Raw genomic sequence first — 21,505 nt, forward strand, 5'->3', positions numbered from 1 at the left:
AAATTTCTCCTTTTGCTTTCTTTAAAATTTCTTCTTGTACAGCAGTAGGTACTCTCTCATATTTATGGAAAACCATCGAGAAAGATCCTCTACCCTGTGTAAGTGTCCTTAAAACTGTTGTATAGCCAAACATACTCTCAAGAGGAATAAGCGCTTGAACAATAACTGTATTTCCTCTTTCAATCATACCTTTTATACTTCCACGTCTTGCATTAACACTATTTATCACTTCACCTAAGAAAGTCATTGGCACAATAATTTCAACACTCATTATTGGTTCAAGAAGATATGGGCTTGCCATTGACACTGCATCTTTAAAAGCCTTGGACGCTGCTATTTTAAATGCAAGTTCAGATGAGTCAACAGGATGATATGACCCATCAATTAGTTCAACATGAACTCCATAAACAGGAAACCCAAGAAGAGGTCCATTTTCGGAAGCAATTTTGATTCCTTCTTCAATTGAAGGTATAAAATCTTTAGGTATTACCCCACCTTTTGTTTTATCTTCAAATTCGATGCCTTTATCTGGTTCAATTGGAGAGACTTGAATTACGACATGTCCATACTGACCGTGTCCGCCTGTTTGTCTAATGTATTTACCTTCTGCCTTTGCAAAGCTACCAATTGCCTCTTTATATGCAACCTGAGGTTTTCCAACACGTGCTTCAACGTTGTACTCTCTGAATAACCTGTCAACAATAATCTCAAGATGTAACTCACCCATTCCTGAAATGATTGTTTCAGATGTATCCTCATCATATTTAATCTTGAAAGTTGGATCTTCGATTGCAAATTTTGCAAGTGCCTGTGAGAGTTTCTCTTGATCTGCTCTTGTCTTTGGTTCAATTGCAACAGAAACAACTGGCTCAGGGAACTTAATATCTTCAAGAACTAAAGGCATATTTACATCCGATATTGTATGCCCAGTAATCGCATTTTTCACACCAACTATAGCTCCTAAATCGCCTGCCTTAAGATAATCAACATCCTCACGTTTGTTAGCATGTAGCCTTAATAGCCTTGCAACTCTCTGCTTTTCGTTTGTAGTTGCATTTAACACATAACTTCCCTTTTCAAGAGTACCAGAATAAACTCTAACAAAACTTAATATTCCAGAATAAGGATCAGCCATTACTTTAAATACAAGAGCTGCAAGCGGTCCGGATGGATCCGGTTTTAAAGTTATAGTTCTTCCGTCTTTAGTTGTTGCAATTATTTCACCCCTATCAATAGGAGAAGGAAGATAGTCACATACTCCATCAAGAAGCATCTGGATGCCTTTGTTTCTAAAAGAAGAACCCACAAAAACAGGGAAGGCAACTCCACTTACAGTGGCTCTTCTTATTGCTTGTTTTAAAGTATCTTTTGGGATATTACCCGTTTCAAGGTAAAGCCCTAGAGCATCTTCGTCAACATCTGCTACACTCTCTAACATTATTTCTCTATATTTTGCAAACTTTTCACTATACTCTTGTGGTATGTCAATTTCTTTAAATTCCTCACCTGTTTCTGAAGTGTAAACGTAAGCCTTGCCCTCAATAAGATCGATTATACCAACAAACTCGTCTTGTTCTCCTAAAGGAATTTGAAGCGGAATAATTTTTACATTAAGTCTTTCATCAATACTTTTGAGTGTATCTTCAAACGATGCACCAAGTCTATCCATTTTATTAATGTAAATAATCCTCGGTACCTTGTGCATCGTGGCTTGTCTCCAAACCGCTTCAGATTGGGCTTCAACTCCCTCGACGGCAGAAAAAATAACCACAGCTCCGTCGAGTACTCTAAGCGACCTTTCAACTTCAGCCGTAAAGTCAACATGGCCGGGCGTATCAATAATATTAATTTGATGTCCTTTCCAAAAGCATGTTGTAACAGCCGAAGTAATAGTAATACCCCTCTCTCTTTCTTGAACCATCCAATCGGTAACCGTATTACCATCATCTACATTACCCATCTTATAGGTTGTGCCGGTATAATACAAAATTCTTTCTGTTGTAGTCGTTTTACCAGCATCTATATGGGCTATGATTCCGATGTTCCTTATTTTTTCAAGAGGGGTATCAATATACGGCATAAATTTCACCTACCAACGTAAATGAGCATAAGACCTATTTGCTTCTGCCATCTTATGCAAATCAATCTTTTTCTTGTATGCTGCGCCAGTTTCGTTAGATGCGTTTATAATTTCGTCTGCCAACTTTTCTTCCATTCCCTTACCTTTAACACTTCGCGCAGCTTGAATTATCCACTTAATTGCAAGTTTTTGCCCTCTCTCTTTTTCAATTTCAATAGGAATTTGATAAGTAGCTCCACCTACTCTTCTTGGTTTGACTTCGACCAACGGTCTTACCTTTTCAAGAGCAAGCTCAAAGACTTCAAGAGGGTCTTTCCCAGTTTTATCTTTTAAAATATCAAATGCAGCATAAACAATTTTTTCTGCAAGGCTTTTTCTACCACCTTTCATCACATTGTTTATTAATTTTGCGACCATTACATTGTTATATACTGGGTCACCTTCAATTTCCCTTTTTGGGGCAGGTCCTCTACGAGGCATTATGCACCTCCCTTTTTGGGCTTCTTCGCACCATATTTAGATCTTCCACGCATTCTTCCTTCCACACCTGCTGCATCTAATGCACCACGAATGATGTGGTATCTTACACCTGGAAGGTCTTTAACTCTTCCACCACGTACCAAAACCATTGAGTGCTCCTGGAGATTATGTCCAATTCCAGGAATATAGGCAATGACTTCCTCTCCATTGGTAAGCCTCACCTTTGCAATTTTTCGCAAAGCAGAATTTGGCTTCTTAGGGGTCATTGTTCTTACTTGAATACAAACGCCCCTCTTCTGAGGACACCCTTGCAACGCAGGTGTCTTACTCTTCTCTTTTGTCCTTTCTCTCGGACTTCTCACTAATTGGTTAAAAGTAGGCATATCAATTTCCTCCTAATTAAATTCTTTCACACAATTTGAAATTATAGCAAAATTATTTTAATTGTCAATAACATATTTAATCCTCAAAATCCATATTTGTACCTGCTGGAATCTTTTTCCCAACAATAATAGATTCTTTCATTCCTCTTAATAGGTCTATCTTTCCTTTAATTGCAGCCTCTGCAAGAACTCTTGGAGTTTCCTGGAAGGAAGCAGCAGATAAGAAACTGTCTGAAGAGAGTGCGGCCTTTGTAATACCCTGAACTAACAATCTGAACTTAGCAATTCTTTTTCCTTCTGCCTTCATTTTTCTATTCTCTTTAAGAACATCATCCTTGTTTACAACTTCGCCTTCGTAGAAGTTAGTATCTCCAGAATCCATTATTTCAACTTTATCAAACATCCTTTTCAATATTATTTCGATATGTTTTATATTAATATCAACACCCTGAGACTTATACACCTTTTCAATCTCATGCAAAAGATATCTTGCAGTAAAATTAATACCCTTAATGTCAAGAATCTCTCGTGGATCAAGGGGTCCATCACTTAATATATCACCAACATTTACATAATCTCCTGTTTTTACATTCAATTTCTTATCACGTGGCGCTGGAATCTTTATTTTTTCACCTTTTTCTCCTGTAATTGTAATGAGTTGTCTCAACTTATCAGAAGTGACCTCAACCTTTCCTTTTGCAGGAGATACAATTGCCTTTCCCTTAGGACTTCTTGCGGAGAAAAGTTCCTCAACTCTTGGAAGACCCTGAGTAATATCCTGACTTGCTACACCACCAGTGTGGAATGTTCTTAGAGTTAATTGAGTTCCTGGTTCTCCAATCGACTCTGCTGCAACCACTCCAACTGCTTCACCAACTTTTACAATATCTCTATTTGAAAGATCAACTCCATAACACTTTGCACAAACACCATGCTCTACATTACAGGTAATTGGAGATCGAACTTTAACAGTCCTTATACCAAGACTTTCAATGAGTTTTGCTTTTTCTTTTGTAATAAGTTCATTTCTTCTAACTATTGGTTCCACATTTTCATCAAATACTTCAACTTCTTTAATTTTTGCTTTCTCAAGAATTTCAATCACACCTTCTGTTATTTTTCTTCCTTTTTCAAGTAATAGCTCTCCATTATCAAAAACAGATTCTGCAAGAACATAACCTATCGCCTTTTTGTTAACTTTAACTTTTTTAGGTGTTATAGGTGGATAGATTGTTTCAGCTGCATACCTTCCCCAGATTTGTTCTGCAAGAGTTATTACAGGTTTATCGTAGTTGTTTCCTTCAACAATTGGGTAAACATCAATACCGTTAACAAAGTCTTCTATAAGAATTGAAGATATTCCAAGCTTATCAAGTAAAGATGCTTGCTTTGAAGAAATTGTATCACCTTTTCTAATGAATGCCATACCGGTATTAGGGTCAACAACATCTTCAGCTGCCACTTTAAGAATAACCTTTGAAGAGAGTGGCTCAATAAGTTCATCTCCAACCATAGTTGCCTTAACTCTTCTTACTGAGCAATCATCTTCTTTAACAATGATACCATGGGCAACATCTACCAATCTTCTTGTAAGATATCCTGAATCGGCTGTTCTTAACGCAGTATCTGCCTGTCCTTTTCTTGCTCCATGAGTTGAAAGGAAGTATTCAAGAACTGTGAGCCCTTCTCTCAAGTTTGATAGAATTGGGAACTCAATAATTTTACCAGTTGGGCCAGCCATAAGTCCACGGATTCCAGCCATCTGTGTTATTTGTGTTGGGCTTCCACGAGCACCTGATATTGCCATCATGTAGACTGGATCAAAGTTATCAAAATTATTGAAGACGAGTTTCTGAATTTCTTCTGATGCCTTTCTCCAAATTTCAACTACCGCTTCATATCTTTGTGATTCTGATAATAAACCTTCGTTGTACTGAGCCTCTATATGTTCAACTTTTTTCTGTGCTTCTCTTATAACTTTATCTCTCTCTTTAGGTATTTTTATATCGTCGAGACCAATGCTAATTCCGCTAAATGTTGCAAACTTAAAACCAATATCCTTCAAATTATCAAGTAAGATGTCTGTTTTTACAAGACCGTATCTATCATAAAACTCGGAAATAATGCGTTCTAACTGTTTTTTACCAATTACTTCGTTTATGAAAGGATAGTCATCTTCACCATCAAAAATACCTTCGCGAATTTTCATGTTAAAGATAACTCTACCAACAGTAGTATCAAAAATTTTTCCTCTAAAACTGAATCTGATGCTATCGTGCAACTTCAGAAGCCCTTTTTCGTAAAGAAGCTCTACAAGATGTGGATTATCATATATACGTTTACTTTTAGGTTCAGCGTTCTTTGATAGTGTAAGATAGTAAATCCCTATAACCATATCCTGAACAGGTGTATCAAGTGGACCACCATGTGCAGGAGAAAGTATATTGTGAGAAGAAAGCATAAGCATCTTTGCTTCCATCTGGGACTGTAAGGAAAGTGGCAAATGTATTGCCATCTGGTCTCCATCGAAGTCAGCATTAAATGGAGTACACACAAGAGGAGAAATTTGGATTGCTTTACCTTCTATCAATACAGGTTTAAAAGCTTGAATGCTAAGCCTATGAAGGGTTGGCGCACGGTTAAGCAAAACTACATAATTTTTTGAAAGATCCTCAACCGCTTTCCAAACTTCTGGAGTTGGATTCTCGATGAGTTCCTTGGCTTTTTTCTTGTTGTATCCAAGCTTAGAGAGTTCAAAAGTCACAAAAGGTTTAAATAGTTCAAGTGCCATCTCTTTTGGAACGCCACATTCATCAATTTTTAATTCTGGACCTACAACGATAACGGCTCTTCCAGAATAGTCAACTCTCTTTCCAAGAAGGTTTTCTCTAAACCTACCTTCCTTACCTTTTAAGATATCTGTTAAGGATCTTAAAGGTCTCTTATTTGCGTTAACTACAGGATAAGGTTTTCTTCCGTTGTCAAATAGTGCATCAACTGCCTCTTGAAGCATCCTTTTTTCGTTTTCAAGCATTATATCAGGAGCATTTACTTCATATAATTTCTTTAAGCGATTATTCCTATTTATCACTCTTCTGTAAAGTTCATTAAGATCATCAGAAGCATATTTACCACCTTCAAGCGGGACCAAGGGCCTTAAATCAGGAGGTATAACAGGTATAACGGTCAAAACCATATCCTCAGGCTTTCTGTTATTGTTTAAAAGTCCTTCAACAACACTTAAGAGTCTTACTGCGCTACTCTTTTCTTGCGAAGAACCACTTTTAAGTTTTAAAAGGGCTTCTTCTCTTAACTTATTCAAATCCACATGCTCAAGTAATTCTTTTATTGCCTCTCCGCCCTTCTTTGCAACAAAATCAAGATTCTCTTCAAATCTATACATGTAGTACTCTTCTTCAGAGAGGACTTGTTTATACCTTAATTTTGTTTTCTTCGGATCTGTTACAACATATGCTACAAAATAAATAATTTTCTCTACATCCTGAGACTTCATATCGAGAAGAAGCGCAATATAGTTTATGTTGTTCTTGAAGTACCATATATGAGCAACGGGTGTTGCAAGTTGAATATGTCCAAAACGTTCCCTTCTTACGCTTGATGGTAAAATTTCAACTCCACAGTTAGGACATTTTAAACCTTCATATTGCTTTCCCTTCAGTTTTCCACAATGGCACTGATAAGAATGTACTGGTCCAAATATTTTTTCACAAAAAAGCCCGTCAGGTTCAGGAAGATAATTCCTATAACTATAAGTATCTCCTCGCTTAACCTCTCCGTGAGACCACGATAGGATCTCTTCAGTTGAGGCAAGCAAAATTTTCAATGCTTTTATATCTGCTTTATTCAAAAGATTCACCCCCTATTATTACTCTTCAGTCTCTTTCTTGTTGTGTTGAGCTTCTTGTATTATTTTTTCGGCAATCTTTGGAGGTACAGGCTCATAATGTGAATGTTCCATTTTAAATTCGCCGGTTCCTTGAGTAATAGAGTTGAGATCATTTGCGTAATTGAGCAATTCGGCAAGCGGAACATATGCTTCAATTATCTGTTTTCCTCCCTCACTCTTCATACCTATAACTCTTCCTCTTTTTGCGTTGAGATCTCCAATAACATCACCCATATATTGCTCATCAACTATCACAATTACTTTCTCAATTGGTTCAAGAAGAATTGAATTTCCCTGTTCAAGTGCCTTTTTAAGGGCCATTGATCCTGCAATTTTGAATGCAAGTTCTGAAGAATCTACTGGGTGATAAGATCCATCAACAACTGCAACTCCAATATCCGTAACAGGATAGCCTGCAAGGATCCCTTCTTCCATTGCTTCCTTGACGCCTTTTTCTACCGCCGGGATATACTGCTTCGGAATAGCACCACCAAAGATTCTACTTTCAAAACTATACTCTTTACCCCTTTCAAGCGGTTCAACCTCAAGGAAACAATGTCCGTATTGACCATGACCACCAGTCTGTTTCTTGTATTTACCTTCAACCTTCACTTTTGTTGTAATTGTCTCGCGATATGGAACCTTAGGTATTGTTAATTCAATATTCACTCCATATCGACCACTTAATTTTTCCATAATAACAGAAAGATGCGTTTCGCCTATACCTGAAATAAGTTGCTCCTTCGTTTCCAAATTTTTTGAAATCCTCACTGTAGGATCTTCTTCCGTTATCTTAGAAAGGCCTATACTCATTCTATCTTCATCGGTCTTTGTCTTCGGTCTCATTGCCCTTGTAAGCATTGGTTCAGGGAATTCAATTTTTGGAAATTCAATTGGATTATCTTTATCGCAAAGCGTATCATTTGTTTGAGTAACTGTAAGTTTAGTAATAACTGCAATATCACCTGCGATGACCTCATCAACAGGTTCTTGAGTTGCACCCATCATAAATATAATCTGACCAGTCTTTTCCAAAACACCTTTTGAAGAGTTATACACGGTTGAGTTTGATTTTAAAACACCAGAATAAACCTTTGTAAACGAAAGCTTACCAACATATGGATCTGACAAAGTTTTGAAAACAAATGCTGAAAGAAATTCATCTGATGCAACTCTTCTTGTTTCTTTTTCTCTTGTATTTGGATTTATACCTGTTACCTCTCCTAACTCTTCTGGACTCATCATTACATCACTTATAAAGTTAAGAAGTTCATCGAGACCAACAAGTCCTATCGCAGAACCAAAAAGCACTGGATATATATTTCCTTTAGTATAAGCACTCTTTAATCCATTGTTTATTTCTTCCTGGGTAAGCTCTTCACCACCAAGATACTTTTCAAGGAGAGCATCATCTGATTCTGCTGCAATCTCAATTAATTCATGCTTAAAATTCTCTAAGTTCTGATTTGAAAAGACTGAATCCACTTTAACAAATTTACCGCCCTCAAAAACAGGATAGTTTATAGGAATTGCCTTTGGCCCAAAGAAATCTCTAACTACTTTTACGATATGGTCAATATCGACTCCTTCAACATCAACTTTGTTTATAAAAATCGCACGTGGTTTATTTTCATTTTCTAAAAACTTCCAGTATTTCTTAGTTTGAATTTCAATACCACTTGTTGCGTTAATAAGCATAATTGCATTCTCAGAAGCTCTTATTCCACTTAATACTTCTCCAACGAAATCAGCATAACCTGGTGTATCTAAGAAATTAATCTTTATTCCATTATGCTCAACCGGAATAATGGATAAGCTTACACTAAATTTTCTATTCTTTTCTTCAGGTTGATAATCAGAGACAGTATTTCCGTCTTCAACCCTTCCCATCCTTGAAATGACCTTTTTCTTAAAAAGAATTGCCTCTAATAAAGTCGTTTTTCCTGCATTTCCGTGAGAAACAAGAACTACATTTCTAATTTTGTTAGTTGCTTGAGCCTTCATCTAACTCCTCCTTAACCATTTTTCCAAGATTTATTTTTGTTGTTATTTTAGGTAAGAAAGGTTCTTTAACCTTCTTCTCCTCCTTCTTGGTAGGTAATACCTTTAGGTCAATTGCAAGACCTCTTAAGGTTCTCTGTAATACGTTAAATGATTCAGGGATTCCAGTTTCAAATATTGTTACACCTTTAGAAATTGCTTCATATGCACGCTTTCTTCCCTCTAAGTCATCGGATTTAATCGTGAGCATTTCATGGAGAAGATTTGCAGCACCATATGCTTCAAGTGCCCAAACTTCCATTTCTCCTAATCTTTGACCGCCAAACTGCGCCTTGCCGCCAACTGGTTGTTGAGTTATTAATGTATATTTACCAACTGCCCTTGCGTGAATCTTATCCTCTGCAAGATGATTAAGTTTAAGGAAGTATGCTTCACCGACTGTAACTTTATATTCAAAAGGTTTACCTGTTCTTCCATCATAAACAGTCATCTGTCCAGACTCTTCAAGGTTTGCCTTCTTAAGGAGATTTCTAACATCCTTTTCAGATGCACCAATGAAAGAAGGGGTTACAACTCTAACATTTAGATTTCTTGCCGCAATCCCCAAATTTGCTTCAAGTATCTGACCAATATTCATTCTCGAAGGGACTCCAAGGGGACTCACTATAACATCAATAGTTGTACCATCTTCAAGATATGGCAGATCTTCTTCAGGAACAATTTTACTTACAACACCTTTATTACCATGTCTTCCTGCAAGTTTGTCTCCAACAATAATTTTTCTTTTCTTTGCAACGAATATTTTTATAAGCTTCAAAGCATTCTTTGTTAATTCGTATCCTTCTTCTCTTGAGAAAACCTGAACATCTATGACAACTCCACCTTCTCCGGGTGGCACAACAAAAGAACTATTCTTTAAATTACTGTTTCGATTACTCCACAAACTTCTCCAGATTTTCGCCTCATTTGACTCTTCCTCTTCCGGGAATGGAGTTACTTTACCAACAAGGACATCACCTGGTTTTACTTTAGAACCAACTTTTACTATTCCTCTTTCATCAAGGAAACGTAAAGCTTCTTTTCGAACATCTCTTATATCTGGAGTAAGCTCTTCGGGGCCTTGTTCTGTCTCATGAACCTCAACAGTATATTCTTTAATGTGAATAGAAGTAAATTTATCTTCACTTACAAGCCTTCTACTTATTACAATAGCATCCTGATAGTTATAGCCATACCACGAAAGATATGCAATTAGTACATTTATACCAAGAGCCATTTCACCATTCTTAGTTGCATATCCATCGGCAAGAGGCATACCCTTTTTTACAATATCACCTTTTTTAACAATAGGTCTTTCATTTCTGCAAGTATCTTGGTTTGTTCTCTCAAATTTTCTTAACTTATAAACAACCTCTTCTCTCACTTTGACTTTATTAACACCTGCTTCTGCAAGTTTTCTGAGTTTATCAAGATTTATAAGTTCTCCTGCTTTAATAATAACTTCTCCTTTTTCGTTTGTGTAGTCTTTTGCAACAACTCTGTCAATGATATCCTCGTTAATCTTTCCAAGATTAAAAGTCTCAACTTCCTGTGGAGAATAAACAAGAAGATCAGTAATTCCTTTGCTATAGAGTTCATGAAGTAACTCTTCTGTTATCTCTTTTTCAAACCTAAGCGTTTTTTTGGTATTTGTAAGCGTTCCAAATAGACTCTTGCCAATAATATTTTTTCCCAAAGCAGTCAACGACAAGATAAACACTGGTTTTGTAACTACTTCTCCATTCTCCTCAACTTTAATTTCCTTAACTCCACTCTGCTCATAGAGTCTATTCAGTTTTGTGTCAGATATTTTCTGTCCTTCTTCAATAAGGGGTTTTCCTTTTTTGTTCACGATGGTTTCTCTTGCAACAAGACCTATCAAATCGTCATTACGCTCTTTCTCAAAGCAATTTGTAATTGAAAACTTCTGAATTTTGTCAGAATCAATTATTGAAATCTGTTCAATGCCATGAGTGATAAGTTTATCTACAATTTGAGGAGTTATCTTTTCACCGACAAGTTTATAATAATCCTCTATTTCGGGTTTTATATCAAGAAGCACAATTTCCTTTTGTTTTGCTCTATTTAATAAACTTTGCTTAAGATCAGAGGCTTCTCTATAAACAGAAACATCAACGGTCTTTGCATCATTTGGAACAATATGAATTTCACTGCCATCAACATATGATATAATTCCATCATGCATTGAAAGAGGTAAATCGAGGTCATCAACTGCAATTTTTGATTCATAACCTGTTGAAACTCTTGGAAGATCAGGATCCAACAGTGGAACTGCTTGACGCTGCATATTGCATCCCATCAATGCCCTGTTCGCATCATCATGCTCAAGAAAAGGAATGAGTGATGCAGAAGGACTTATTACTTGTTGAGGAGACACATCCATAAGTTGAACTAACTCCTTTGAAACAAGTTGTGGAAGGATTTCTCCTGACTCAGTTCTTTTTCGTGCAATGACTAATTCCTCAGTAATCCTACCCTTTTCATCAACAGGAGTGTTTGCCTGCGCTATGATATATTTTTCCTCTTCATCTGCTGTTAGATATAAAATTTCATTGGTTACAACACCATCTTTTACAATCCTATATGGAGTTGTTATAAAGCCGTATTCATTAACACTCGCAAACATTGTGGGAGAATTAATGAGTCCTATGTTCTGACCTTCTGGCGTTTCAATAGGACAAATTCTTCCATAATGTGAAGAGTGGACATCTCTTACTTCAATTCCGGCTCTCTTTCTATGTAAACCGCCTGCACCTAATGATGTTAATCTTCTCTTATGAGTTAATGATGCAAGGGGATTGGTTTCTTCCATGAACTGTGATAATTGGCTTACGCCAAAGAATTGTCTCAACTGACCTGTAATTGCTTTATTACTAAAAATAGAAGGAATTGTTATCTCTTCTGGCTTCTTAATTGCAATTGCTTCCCTTGCGCTTCTTTGAACTTTCAAGGCGCCTTTCTCAAATTCTTCAGAAATTAGTTCACCGACAGTCCTCACTCGTCTATTTGCAAGGCTATCGATATCATCTTCTTTTTCAATGCCTTCTCTTACTTTAATAAGGTGCGAAATAATATCTACAAAATCATCTTTTGTGAGGATATGATCATCCCTTTTTACATTAAATTTTTTATTAATTTTATATCTTGAAACTGGATAGTATTCATTTCTCCGAGGATCCATTAAAATATTATGAACAAGCTCTTCAGCTGCTTCTAACGTCACCCTTTCTTTTGGATGGAAAATTTTATAAATTTCGATTTTTGCTTCATCAGAGTTATTGGTTTTATCCTTCTTAAGCGTTTGCTCCACCCAATAGTCATAACCTTCAACCTTGACAGAATAACGTAGGATGTTTTCTTCACGCAACTTTTCAAAAGATTCCTCTTGAAGAATTGTCCCCTTCTTAATAATAACTTTACCTTCAGAGTTTTTAATATCCTCGGCAAGCTTCTTACCGATAACGACATCGTATGAGAAGGGAGATGTAGTCATGACGTCAACTGTCATGGTCTGATAGAATTTCTCGAGAATTTCTTCATTGTTCTTAAAACCAATCGCCTTTAAAACTACCGTAACAGGAAGTTTTTTCATTCCCTTCTTCAGCCGAATGTACATCACATTGTCTTTGCCAACTTCCATTTCCATCCAGCTACCTCTGTCGGGAATGATTGTAACAATATAATTAGTAAAACCACTCTCTACATCTTTTTCACTTTGAAAGTAAACACCGGGGGATCTTATTAACTGTTGGACAACGACTCTCTTCTTTCCATTGATTATAAAAGTGCCATCAGGAAGCATTCTTGGTACATCAGCAAGAAGAGCCTCTTGTTCCTTAATCTCACCTGTATTTTTATAGATCAATCTGAATCTACCTTTAATTGAAACCTCGTATGTAGTTCCAACCCTAATACAATCTTCTGGAGTCCTCAAAGGCTCACCAACAGAATATGAAACAAACTCTACACGTATATTCTTTGTATCTATAGGGAAGATCCTCTGAAGAATTTCCCCTATTCCCTCGTTTAAAAACTTTTCATAAGATGAAATTTGAACACTCAGCAAATTAGGTAAAGGTATACTCAGTTTTGTTTTTCTAAGGTCTAAAATTTTATCCATCATACCTCCTTAAGCAAATACGCAATTTGATATTATACAAAATTTCAAAATTTAGTCAAGCTTTTTTTCTTTTCTAAAAGTTCCAGATTTTCCCCCAGTCTTTTCTAAAAGATAAATCTCTCTTATTTCTATATTCTTGTCAATTGATTTACACATATCATAAATAGTCAGTGCAGCGACTGAAACGCTCGTAAGAGCTTCCATCTCTGCACCAGTTTTTGCTTTCAATTCGACAAAACTTTCAATTTCAATTGATGGAGGTTCATCCACCAATCTAAAAGCTAAATCAGAAAAAGTAATATTAAGAGGATGGCAAAGAGGAATTAATTCAGATGTCTTTTTTGATGCCATAATACCTGCAATTTTTGCAACAGTCAATACTTCCCCTTTTTGAATGTCACCAAGTTTTATTTTTTCAAGGGTTTCCTTTGAAAGTAAAATTTTTGCAAATGCTCTTGCAGTCCTTAAAGTCTCGTCTTTATTTGTTACATCCACCATGTATGCTTTGCCGCTCTTATCAAATTGGCTCATTTTTTATCCCCCCAATTCTCTCATGTTTTCAATGAATTCTTTCGAACCAATTTTAATTTCCCCGTGTCCTGCAGGTTTAACAAAAACAGCACTTTCAAATTTGCTTCTCAAAAGCTCAAAATCTCTATTTTTTACAGCATCTTTTATATCAATATTGATTGTTGAAAACAGACAAGGATAAATCTTATATGTAGATGTAAGCCTTAACCTATTGCAGGAAGAACAAAAATGCTGACTTATTGAAGCAATAAAACCAACCTTGCCTTTAAAACCTTCAATTTGGTAATAGTTAGCAACTTCATGATTTGAATCTTCTATTTTTTTTAAGGTGTATTCTTTCTCAAGAATTTCTATTGCTTTTTTAAAGGCCATAAAATGCCTTTCAAAAAATGGATTACCTTTTACTGGCATCAACTCAATAAATCTTACAATTACATTTTCGTTCTTCGTAAGATTAGCAATTGGCACTATATCTTCTTCGTTAATACCTTTAAGAAGAACTGTATTTATTTTTATAGGAATTAAACCTACTTTTATTGACTCTTCGATTCCTGAAATCACATCATCAAGTTTATCAATAGTTGTAATTTGCGAAAATACATCTCTTCTTAAGGAATCAAGACTTATATTTAACCTTGTCAATTTGGCCTCTTTCAAATCTTTTGCAAGATCTTTAAGGCGATATGCGTTTGTTGTCAAAACGATCTCTTCAAAACCCACATTTGAAGCAATTCTTACAATTTCAACAATATCGCTTCTTAATAGAGGCTCACCACCTGTAATTCTAACCTTCTTAAAACCAAGCGTGCGGACACCTTTTAAAATAAATTCAATATCCTCAAGAGGCGGTTCTTTTGCAATTGCATCATCTTTATATGAACTGCAGTAAGCACACCGAAAGTTGCATCGCTCAGTAACAGAGAATCTAAGATAAGATATTTCTCTCCCAAATCTATCCTTAAGCAAAACTTACCTCCCAGCTTCCGTAAACACCATCATATCCACAATCAAAAATGAGATTACCTTTTCTTATTTCATTTAAATACATTATAGTTTCATTATTAACAAGATGCGCAACATCATCAAGATCTGAAAAAAGCAATAAATTTAGCTCATTACCAAATTCATAAATTAAAGTAAGATAGATTTTCTCTTGTTCTTTCTTTTTGTATGACCTTTTCAAAATTTCTTGCAAAGGAATATAATAGAAATATTTAATCTTTGACAATCCTGAGCTAATGTATGAATCGCTTAATTCCTTAACTCTATGTAATACTCCTTTCGTAAGTGGTTTCCCGCATACAGGACAGATGGACACCGAAAAATCTTGAGTCTTGAATTTACATTTCCTATGTCCATCAAGATAATATTTACCAAGTTGAGGAAAGTTTTCTATTGTAAAGGTGAATAAAACATCCTTTAAATTATAGAACAATTCCTCAAATCCTTTTGAGTGTTTTGTAGCAGTTGCCTCTCTTCCAATATGCAAAGGAGAGTGCGAATCTGAACTTGATAAAACAGGATAATTCTCAAGCTCAGAAATAGAATAAACCATTTTAGGATCAGCACTTAAACCTGTCTCAATAAACAAATTATCTATAAAATCCGTTTCAAAAATTTCACTTATACCACGAAAACCATTTGAGGCGCCTAAAGCTCCGTAATGAGGCGTAAAAATATGTGCTAAGATAACTGGAATATTCGAGTTTACATCCTTTAAAATTCTCAAAAATTCTTTCGGTTCAAGTCTTATATTCGGACGTGCATTTTTTTCAAAATTAGAAAAAGCTTTATAAGCCTTTTGGAAATTTTCGACATCTTTTAGAGTTGGAAATGCAAGCACAATATGAAAACTTTTATTTCCGTTTCTCTCAAAAGTAAGATTTACTTCTCCTGTTAGAATGAAAGGGAAATCGTAAAAATAATAAAATCCGTTATCAAAGGAAAGAATATTTTCTATCTCTTTCCTCCATCTTGGAAGGAAAATATCCCCTGTTCCCAAAATTGTAATTCCTTTCATTTTTGCATATTCAACCATATGAGGAATATCCATAAAACGGCTTGAAGGAATACTAAATAAAGAATGCAAATGGTAATCTAAAATGTCTATTTCTTGCATCTATAAAAAGCAAGTTTCAAAGTGACAAATAAAAATTTTAACGGATCAATAATCTGGTTAATTTTACTCTTAGCTCTATTGGTATAGATAGTATTTATCTCCACAAAGGCAATCTTAAACCCACATTTAGCTGCTTTTATAAGCATCTCAGTATCAAGTTGATATCTTTTTGTCTCGAATTTAATCTTCTTTGCAACTTCTGCTCTTAAAACTCTATACCCTGATTGACTATCAAGAATTTTCGTACCACAAATAACGCTAACAAGAAAAGATGAGAAACTATTTGCAAAGATTCGAAGAGGAGGCATTAATTGTGGCAAAAACTTTCTTGCACCAACTACTATATCATAACCTTCGTTTAACTTGTTTAAAAGTTTAGGAAGCTCGTCTGGGTCGTGTTGTCCATCAGCATCAAGGAGAACAATTGTATCAAAATTATGCTCAATTGCATATCTAAAACCAATTTTAAGTGCATCAGCCTTACCAAGATTTACTTCATTTCTTATAACAAATGCGCCTGCACTTTCTGCAACAGTCTTTGTATCATCAATTGATCCGTCATCAATAACAAGCACAAAATCAACATATTTTCTTGTCTTTATAATAACATCCTTTATGTTGTGTGCCTCATCCTTTGCTGGAATAATTGCAATTAACATGAATACTCCTTAAAATAATCAAAAAAATGATACCACTGAGTTGGATATCTTTTAACAAATTCTTCTAATATAGATGCAAATCTTGAAACATACCTTTTAGAAAATTCACTTTCAGGAAGCGTAAAGTCAATATCAAACTCGTCTGAAAAGTAAACCTTATAGTAACCATTTTCTCTTATAAGAGCAGCAAAAATACTTTTTACCTTTGTTCTATAAGCAAGAATAGATGCGCCCTTGGGAAAGGAAACGTTCCTTCTAAAAAAATTTACACAAATTCCGTCTTTATTAATGTCTCTATCACTAACAATTGTTGCAATTTCGCCATTTTTAACGGCCTTATATGCACCAAGAAATCCCCCTTGAAAAGGGTGGACTATTACATTGAATCTCCTGCGCAATTCTTCGTAAAACTTTTCAACTTCAATTTCTTGCTGGGGAAGACCAATACCGTGAGCTTTAAAGCCAAGAGATCCAACAAGAACGCCGGCAACTTCCCAATTTCCAAGATGCGCAGTTGGTATAACAAGACCGCCATTTTGAGTTAGTTCTTTAAGTTTCTTAAAAACTTCTTCTTTTGGTGTGAGTATTTTTATCTTATCAAATCCTTTAACAACAACTATAAAATAATCTGCAATGTTCAAAGCAAAGTTTTCGTAAAATTCAATTCCAAGTTTATACAAACTAAACCTATTCTTATTTGTTATTATCTTTATATTATTCAAGACATAATTCCTTTTTCTATCAAACCAAAATGAAAAAAAACCTAACAGTTTTGCTGTTAGATAAACAAAAGATACAGGCATTATCTTTACATATTTTTTGCCTAACTTATACCAAAATGAGAGCATTTTTCTGTTAGCCAAATCTATTTCTAAACCAAAGTAACCCTAAAATAGTTTTTCCATCTATAATCTTTCCACTATCAAGTAGCTTCAAGGCCTCGTTTTTTTCAATAAAGGTAATACTCACATCTTCACCTAAATCTAAATTCTTTTTGCCTTGTTCAAAATCATCTGCATAAAACATATAGAGTTTTTCATCTACAAATCCAGGAGATGGGTAAAATTCATAAACAAAACTCAAATTTTTTGGTATAAAACCTGTTTCTTCTTCTAATTCTCTTCTTGCACAATCAAACGGAGTTTCCCCTTCCTCAATCCGTCCAGCGGGAAACTCCAAAATAAAATCTTCAAGTGTAGGTCTAAATTGCTTAACAAATATAAACTTCCCCTCATAAAAAGGTACTATAAAAGAAGCATTACCGCCATACGTAACAACCTCACGCAACCATATACTTCCATCTCTATTTTTGACTTCCTTAAGAATTATTGAAAGGAGCCTTCCTTTAAAAGCAACTTCTTTTCTTACAACTTGCACTTTTTTAATGTCCTCTTATAATATCCTTAATCTTCAAAAGCCTTGCTATATTTTCTCGATCCATCTCCTCCAATTTTCCTTCAATATATTTGATCGTTTCTTCAAGATTAGGGATCATTACATATTCAAGGGCATTTACTCTTCTTCTGACTTTTGCAACTTCAAGAGCAATTGAATAAAGTTCTTGTTCAAGAGAGGCAAGCTCTATAATTCGTTCAATAAGCTTGAGAATTTCAAGAAAAGTATAATCAAGCATTACAGGTGTCAAGGAATATGGATAGGCAATAGGTGAACCGCTCATTTTAACGCTAAACGTAGGATACTTGACATTCATAACATTTACAAGCTTATAAGAAAGTTCAGTACTAAAATTGCCCCCCTCTAAAAGGGAATCAAGCATATCTTCCTCTATATCTTGAGTAGAAATTTGGAACTTCTTCAAAGCCAAAACAAATTTTTCATCAAAATCCTTTCTCAGTTCAATATATCTCTTTGAAACATCAAGAAAATTCTTCATCAAACCTTCAAGTTTGTCTTTTAAAAGCTTATGTCCTCTCTTTGCAAGGATGAGTCTCTCCTTTAAACGGAGAAGTTCCATCCTTGTAGGATTTACATTAAGAAGCATTGCTTTCTACCTCTTTTTTAAGATACTTTGAAAGATATTTTTCAATGAACTGTGGCTTTACTCTCTTAAGCTCTTCAACTGGAAGCATTGAGAGAAGTTTCCAACCTATTTCAAGCGTTTCTTCTATTGACCTATTTTCATATTCACCCTGTTTTACAAAATTTCTTTCAAACTCATCTGCAAATTTTACATGCAGTAAGTCTACAGGCGTTAATGCACTTTCACCTAAAACTGTTAAAAGCTCACGGGCCTCTCTTCCTCTTGCATAACTTGCAAAGAGTTGGTTCATTATGCTTGCATGATCTTCTCTTGTTTTTTCTGGACCAATTCCCTTATCCTTTAACCTCGACAAACTTGGCAATACGTCAATTGGAGGATAAATACCTTGCTGATATAGGCTTCTACTTAAGAAGATCTGTCCCTCGGTAATATAACCGGTTAAATCGGGAATCGGGTGAGTTTTGTCATCTTCTGGCATTGTTAATACAGGAATCTGAGTTATAGATCCTTTTTTACCTTTGATTCTTCCTGCTCTCTCATAAATTGTGGCAAGGTCGGTATACATATACCCAGGGTATCCTCTTCGCCCCGGAACCTCTTTTCTTGCCGCAGAGATTTCACGAAGTGCCTCACAATAGTTTGTCATGTCAGTCATAATAACAAGAACGTGCATTCCGAGTTCAAATGCAAGGTATTCAGCAGCCGTAAGACCAAATCTTGGAGTTGCAATTCTTTCAATAACAGGGTCATTTCCCAAATTTATAAACATAACTGATCGCTCTAATGCACCAGATTCTCTAAAGCTATTGATAAAGAAGTTTGCCTCTTCAAAGGTAATACCCATTGCAACAAAAACAACTGCAAATTTCTCTTCTTTTCCTAAAACCTTTGCCTGTCTTGCAATTTGAGCTGCAAGTTGAGCATGAGGTAATCCAGAACCGGAAAATATAGGCAATTTTTGTCCTCTTACAAGCGTATTTAGACCATCAATTGCTGAAACTCCTGTTTGTATAAACTCAGATGGATAATCTCTTGCGTATGGATTAATAGGGCTCCCATTTATATCAAGCTTCTTATCTGGAATTAGTGGCGGTGCTCCATCAATAGGTTTACCTGATCCATCAAATATTCTTCCCAAAATATCAGGGGAAACACCCAACTCAACGCCATGACCTAAAAATTTAACCTTTACCTCACCAAGACTTAAACCAGATGTTCCTTCAAAAACCTGAATTAGGGCCATATTTCCATTAACTTCGAGAACTTGACCTCTCTTAATTGAGCCATCAGCCGTTTTAATTTCTACAATCTCGTTATAGGTAGCTTTTTCAACATTATCAACTATAAGCAAAGGTCCTGCTATCTCTTTGGCGGTTGTATATTCCTTAGGCATATTGCACCTCACCTAAAAGTGAATCAAATGACTGCTTTATTTTTTCTTCAATTTCATCAAACTTTTCTAAATTCTTCTCAGAAATAAATTTTGCTCTTGATATATCAATTCTTACAGGAAGAGATACAATTTTCTCTAATTCAATACCTTTTTTCAAAGCCTCTTCTGCAAAATTTGCAAAAGTAAAAATCAACTTTATCATCTTGTATTGTTTCTTTAAAGACGTATATGTATCTTCAGGATCAAAAGCATCCTGCTGCAAAAAATCTTCTCTTATAGAACGAGCAATTTCAAGGGTAAGCCTATCATGAGAAGAAAGAGCATCTATACCAACAAGTCTAACCATTTCCTGAAGTTCTGCTTCTTTTCTTAAAATAGAAAGTGCTCTTGCCCTATATTCATTCCAACCAACACCTGCATTCTTATCATAAAACGACTTCAGTTGATCTGCATACATTGAATAGCTTCTTAACCAGTGAATTGCAGGGAAGTGCCTTGCATACGCCAGCGTTGCATCAAGCGACCAGAAGACTCTTACTGTTCTTAAAGTTGCCTGTACTACAGGGTCAGAAAGATCTCCTCCCGGAGGAGAAACTGCACCAATAACACTCAAACTTGAAACTACATCTTCTTTACCAAGCACATATACCTTCCCAGCTCTTTCGTAAAAAGACGAGATCCTTGATGCAAGATATGCTGGATATCCTTCCTCTCCCGGCATTTCTTCAAGTCTTCCTGACATTTCTCGCATTGCCTCAGCCCAACGTGAGGTTGAATCCGCCATAAGAGCAACATTATAACCCATATCCCTATAATATTCGGCTATAGTTATTCCTGTAAAAACTGATGCTTCTCTTGCTGCAACTGGCATATTTGATGTATTAGCAACAAGAACTGTCCTTTCCATAAGCGGTCTTCCTGATTTTGGATCTCTGAGTTCAGGAAATTCAATAAGGACATCCGTCATTTCGTTTCCTCTCTCGCCGCATCCAATAAACACAATTACATCAGCATCAGCCCATTTTGACAATTGGTGCTGCACAACAGTCTTACCACTTCCAAATGGTCCTGGAACGCAAGCAGTACCACCTTTTGCAATTGGGAAGAACATATCAATGGTTCTCTGACCTGTTACAAGAGGTTCATCGGGTGGAACACGCATTTTTACAGGTCTTGCAAGCCTAACAGGCCATTTATGGTACATTTTTAATTCAATATTTTTCTCACCATCTTCAAGGATTGCAATAACTGTCTCTACATTGTAGTCGCCTTCTTTTACAATTTTTAATACTTTTCCTTTAACATTTGGCGGAACAAGTATTTTATGTTTAATCAAAGGAGTTTCTTGAACCTCTCCTAAAACATCATTTGAAGATACTTCCATTCCTACTTTTACAGTTGGCACAAAATGCCACAGCTTTTCTCTATTGAGTGGTGCTGCAAAAATTCCTCTTTGAACAAACTCTCCAAACCTTGCCATAAGCTCATCAAGTGGTCTCTGCACGCCATCATATATAGATCCAATAAGTCCCGGTCCAAGCTCAACACTCAGGGGCATTCCGGTAAAAAAGACAGGTTCATTTGGGCCAATTCCAGAAGTATCTTCATAAACTTGAATTGAGGACATATCTCCTCTAACTTCGATTATTTCGCCAAAGAGCCTCTTTTCTCCAACATATACCATCTCGTACATTTTTGCATTAGGTATACCTTTTGCAACCACAAGAGGCCCTGCTACTTTTACAATCTTACCTACTCTTTCCTCCATAT

The 21,505-nt window shown here is 35.8% G+C and carries 15 protein-coding genes; all 15 read right to left on the bottom strand.

Going from position 1 to position 21,505, the window contains the following annotated elements; genetic code table 11:
- A partial coding sequence (gene fusA / locus ACMV0E_RS07020) for an elongation factor G (protein ID WP_416085676.1) occupies positions 1-2,080 on the bottom strand: 2,080 nt, incomplete at its 3' end.
- 9 nt (positions 2,081-2,089) lie between these two features.
- Positions 2,090-2,560, bottom strand: a complete 471-nt coding sequence (gene rpsG, locus ACMV0E_RS07025) for a 30S ribosomal protein S7 (protein WP_416085677.1) — start codon at positions 2,558-2,560, stop codon at positions 2,090-2,092.
- Positions 2,560-2,943: a 30S ribosomal protein S12 gene (gene rpsL / locus ACMV0E_RS07030; RefSeq protein WP_014453668.1), complete on the bottom strand. Its 384-nt coding sequence runs from the start codon at positions 2,941-2,943 to the stop codon at positions 2,560-2,562. The genes rpsG and rpsL overlap by 1 nt, the downstream gene beginning before the upstream one ends.
- A 76-nt stretch (positions 2,944-3,019) precedes the next feature.
- Entirely contained in the window at positions 3,020-6,811 is a 3,792-nt protein-coding gene (rpoC, locus tag ACMV0E_RS07035) for a DNA-directed RNA polymerase subunit beta' (protein ID WP_416085678.1), read from the bottom strand.
- 18 nt (positions 6,812-6,829) lie between these two features.
- Positions 6,830-8,854 (bottom strand): elongation factor G, encoded by a 2,025-nt coding sequence (gene fusA, locus ACMV0E_RS07040; protein ID WP_416085679.1) that lies wholly within the window; start codon positions 8,852-8,854, stop codon positions 6,830-6,832.
- Positions 8,835-13,031 (bottom strand): DNA-directed RNA polymerase subunit beta, encoded by a 4,197-nt coding sequence (locus ACMV0E_RS07045; protein ID WP_416085680.1) that lies wholly within the window; start codon positions 13,029-13,031, stop codon positions 8,835-8,837. The genes fusA (ACMV0E_RS07040) and ACMV0E_RS07045 overlap by 20 nt, the downstream gene beginning before the upstream one ends.
- Before the next feature lie 51 nt (positions 13,032-13,082).
- Positions 13,083-13,562, bottom strand: a complete 480-nt coding sequence (moaC, locus tag ACMV0E_RS07050; protein ID WP_416085681.1) for a cyclic pyranopterin monophosphate synthase MoaC — start codon at positions 13,560-13,562, stop codon at positions 13,083-13,085.
- A 3-nt stretch (positions 13,563-13,565) separates the two neighbouring features.
- Complete coding sequence (gene moaA / locus ACMV0E_RS07055) at positions 13,566-14,528, bottom strand: GTP 3',8-cyclase MoaA (protein WP_416085682.1); 963 nt, start codon at positions 14,526-14,528, stop codon at positions 13,566-13,568.
- A complete protein-coding gene (locus ACMV0E_RS07060) occupies positions 14,521-15,681 on the bottom strand; it encodes an endonuclease Q family protein (RefSeq protein ID WP_416085683.1) in 1,161 nt (386 codons plus the stop codon). The genes moaA and ACMV0E_RS07060 overlap by 8 nt, the downstream gene beginning before the upstream one ends.
- Positions 15,669-16,340 carry a glycosyltransferase family 2 protein gene (locus tag ACMV0E_RS07065; RefSeq protein WP_416085684.1) on the bottom strand — a complete coding sequence of 224 codons (672 nt, stop codon included), beginning with the start codon at positions 16,338-16,340 and terminating at the stop codon, positions 15,669-15,671. Before ACMV0E_RS07065 ends, ACMV0E_RS07060 begins: the two co-directional genes overlap by 13 nt.
- A complete protein-coding gene (locus ACMV0E_RS07070) occupies positions 16,334-17,203 on the bottom strand; it encodes a lysophospholipid acyltransferase family protein (RefSeq protein ID WP_416085685.1) in 870 nt (289 codons plus the stop codon). Before ACMV0E_RS07070 ends, ACMV0E_RS07065 begins: the two co-directional genes overlap by 7 nt.
- On the bottom strand, positions 17,196-17,717 hold the full coding sequence (locus tag ACMV0E_RS07075; protein WP_416085686.1) for an NUDIX hydrolase: 522 nt from the start codon (positions 17,715-17,717) through the stop codon (positions 17,196-17,198). Before ACMV0E_RS07075 ends, ACMV0E_RS07070 begins: the two co-directional genes overlap by 8 nt.
- A 4-nt stretch (positions 17,718-17,721) precedes the next feature.
- Positions 17,722-18,342 carry a V-type ATP synthase subunit D gene (locus ACMV0E_RS07080; protein ID WP_416085687.1) on the bottom strand — a complete coding sequence of 207 codons (621 nt, stop codon included), beginning with the start codon at positions 18,340-18,342 and terminating at the stop codon, positions 17,722-17,724.
- Positions 18,332-19,735, bottom strand: a complete 1,404-nt coding sequence (locus ACMV0E_RS07085; RefSeq protein ID WP_416085688.1) for a V-type ATP synthase subunit B — start codon at positions 19,733-19,735, stop codon at positions 18,332-18,334. Before ACMV0E_RS07085 ends, ACMV0E_RS07080 begins: the two co-directional genes overlap by 11 nt.
- Entirely contained in the window at positions 19,728-21,503 is a 1,776-nt protein-coding gene (locus ACMV0E_RS07090; protein ID WP_416085689.1) for a V-type ATP synthase subunit A, read from the bottom strand. Before ACMV0E_RS07090 ends, ACMV0E_RS07085 begins: the two co-directional genes overlap by 8 nt.
- Positions 21,504-21,505: the final 2 nt, after the last annotated feature.

Origin of the sequence: Caldisericum insulae (assembly GCF_047785965.1) — a bacterium.
GTDB classification, from domain to species: Bacteria; Caldisericota; Caldisericia; order Caldisericales; family Caldisericaceae; genus Caldisericum; species Caldisericum exile_A.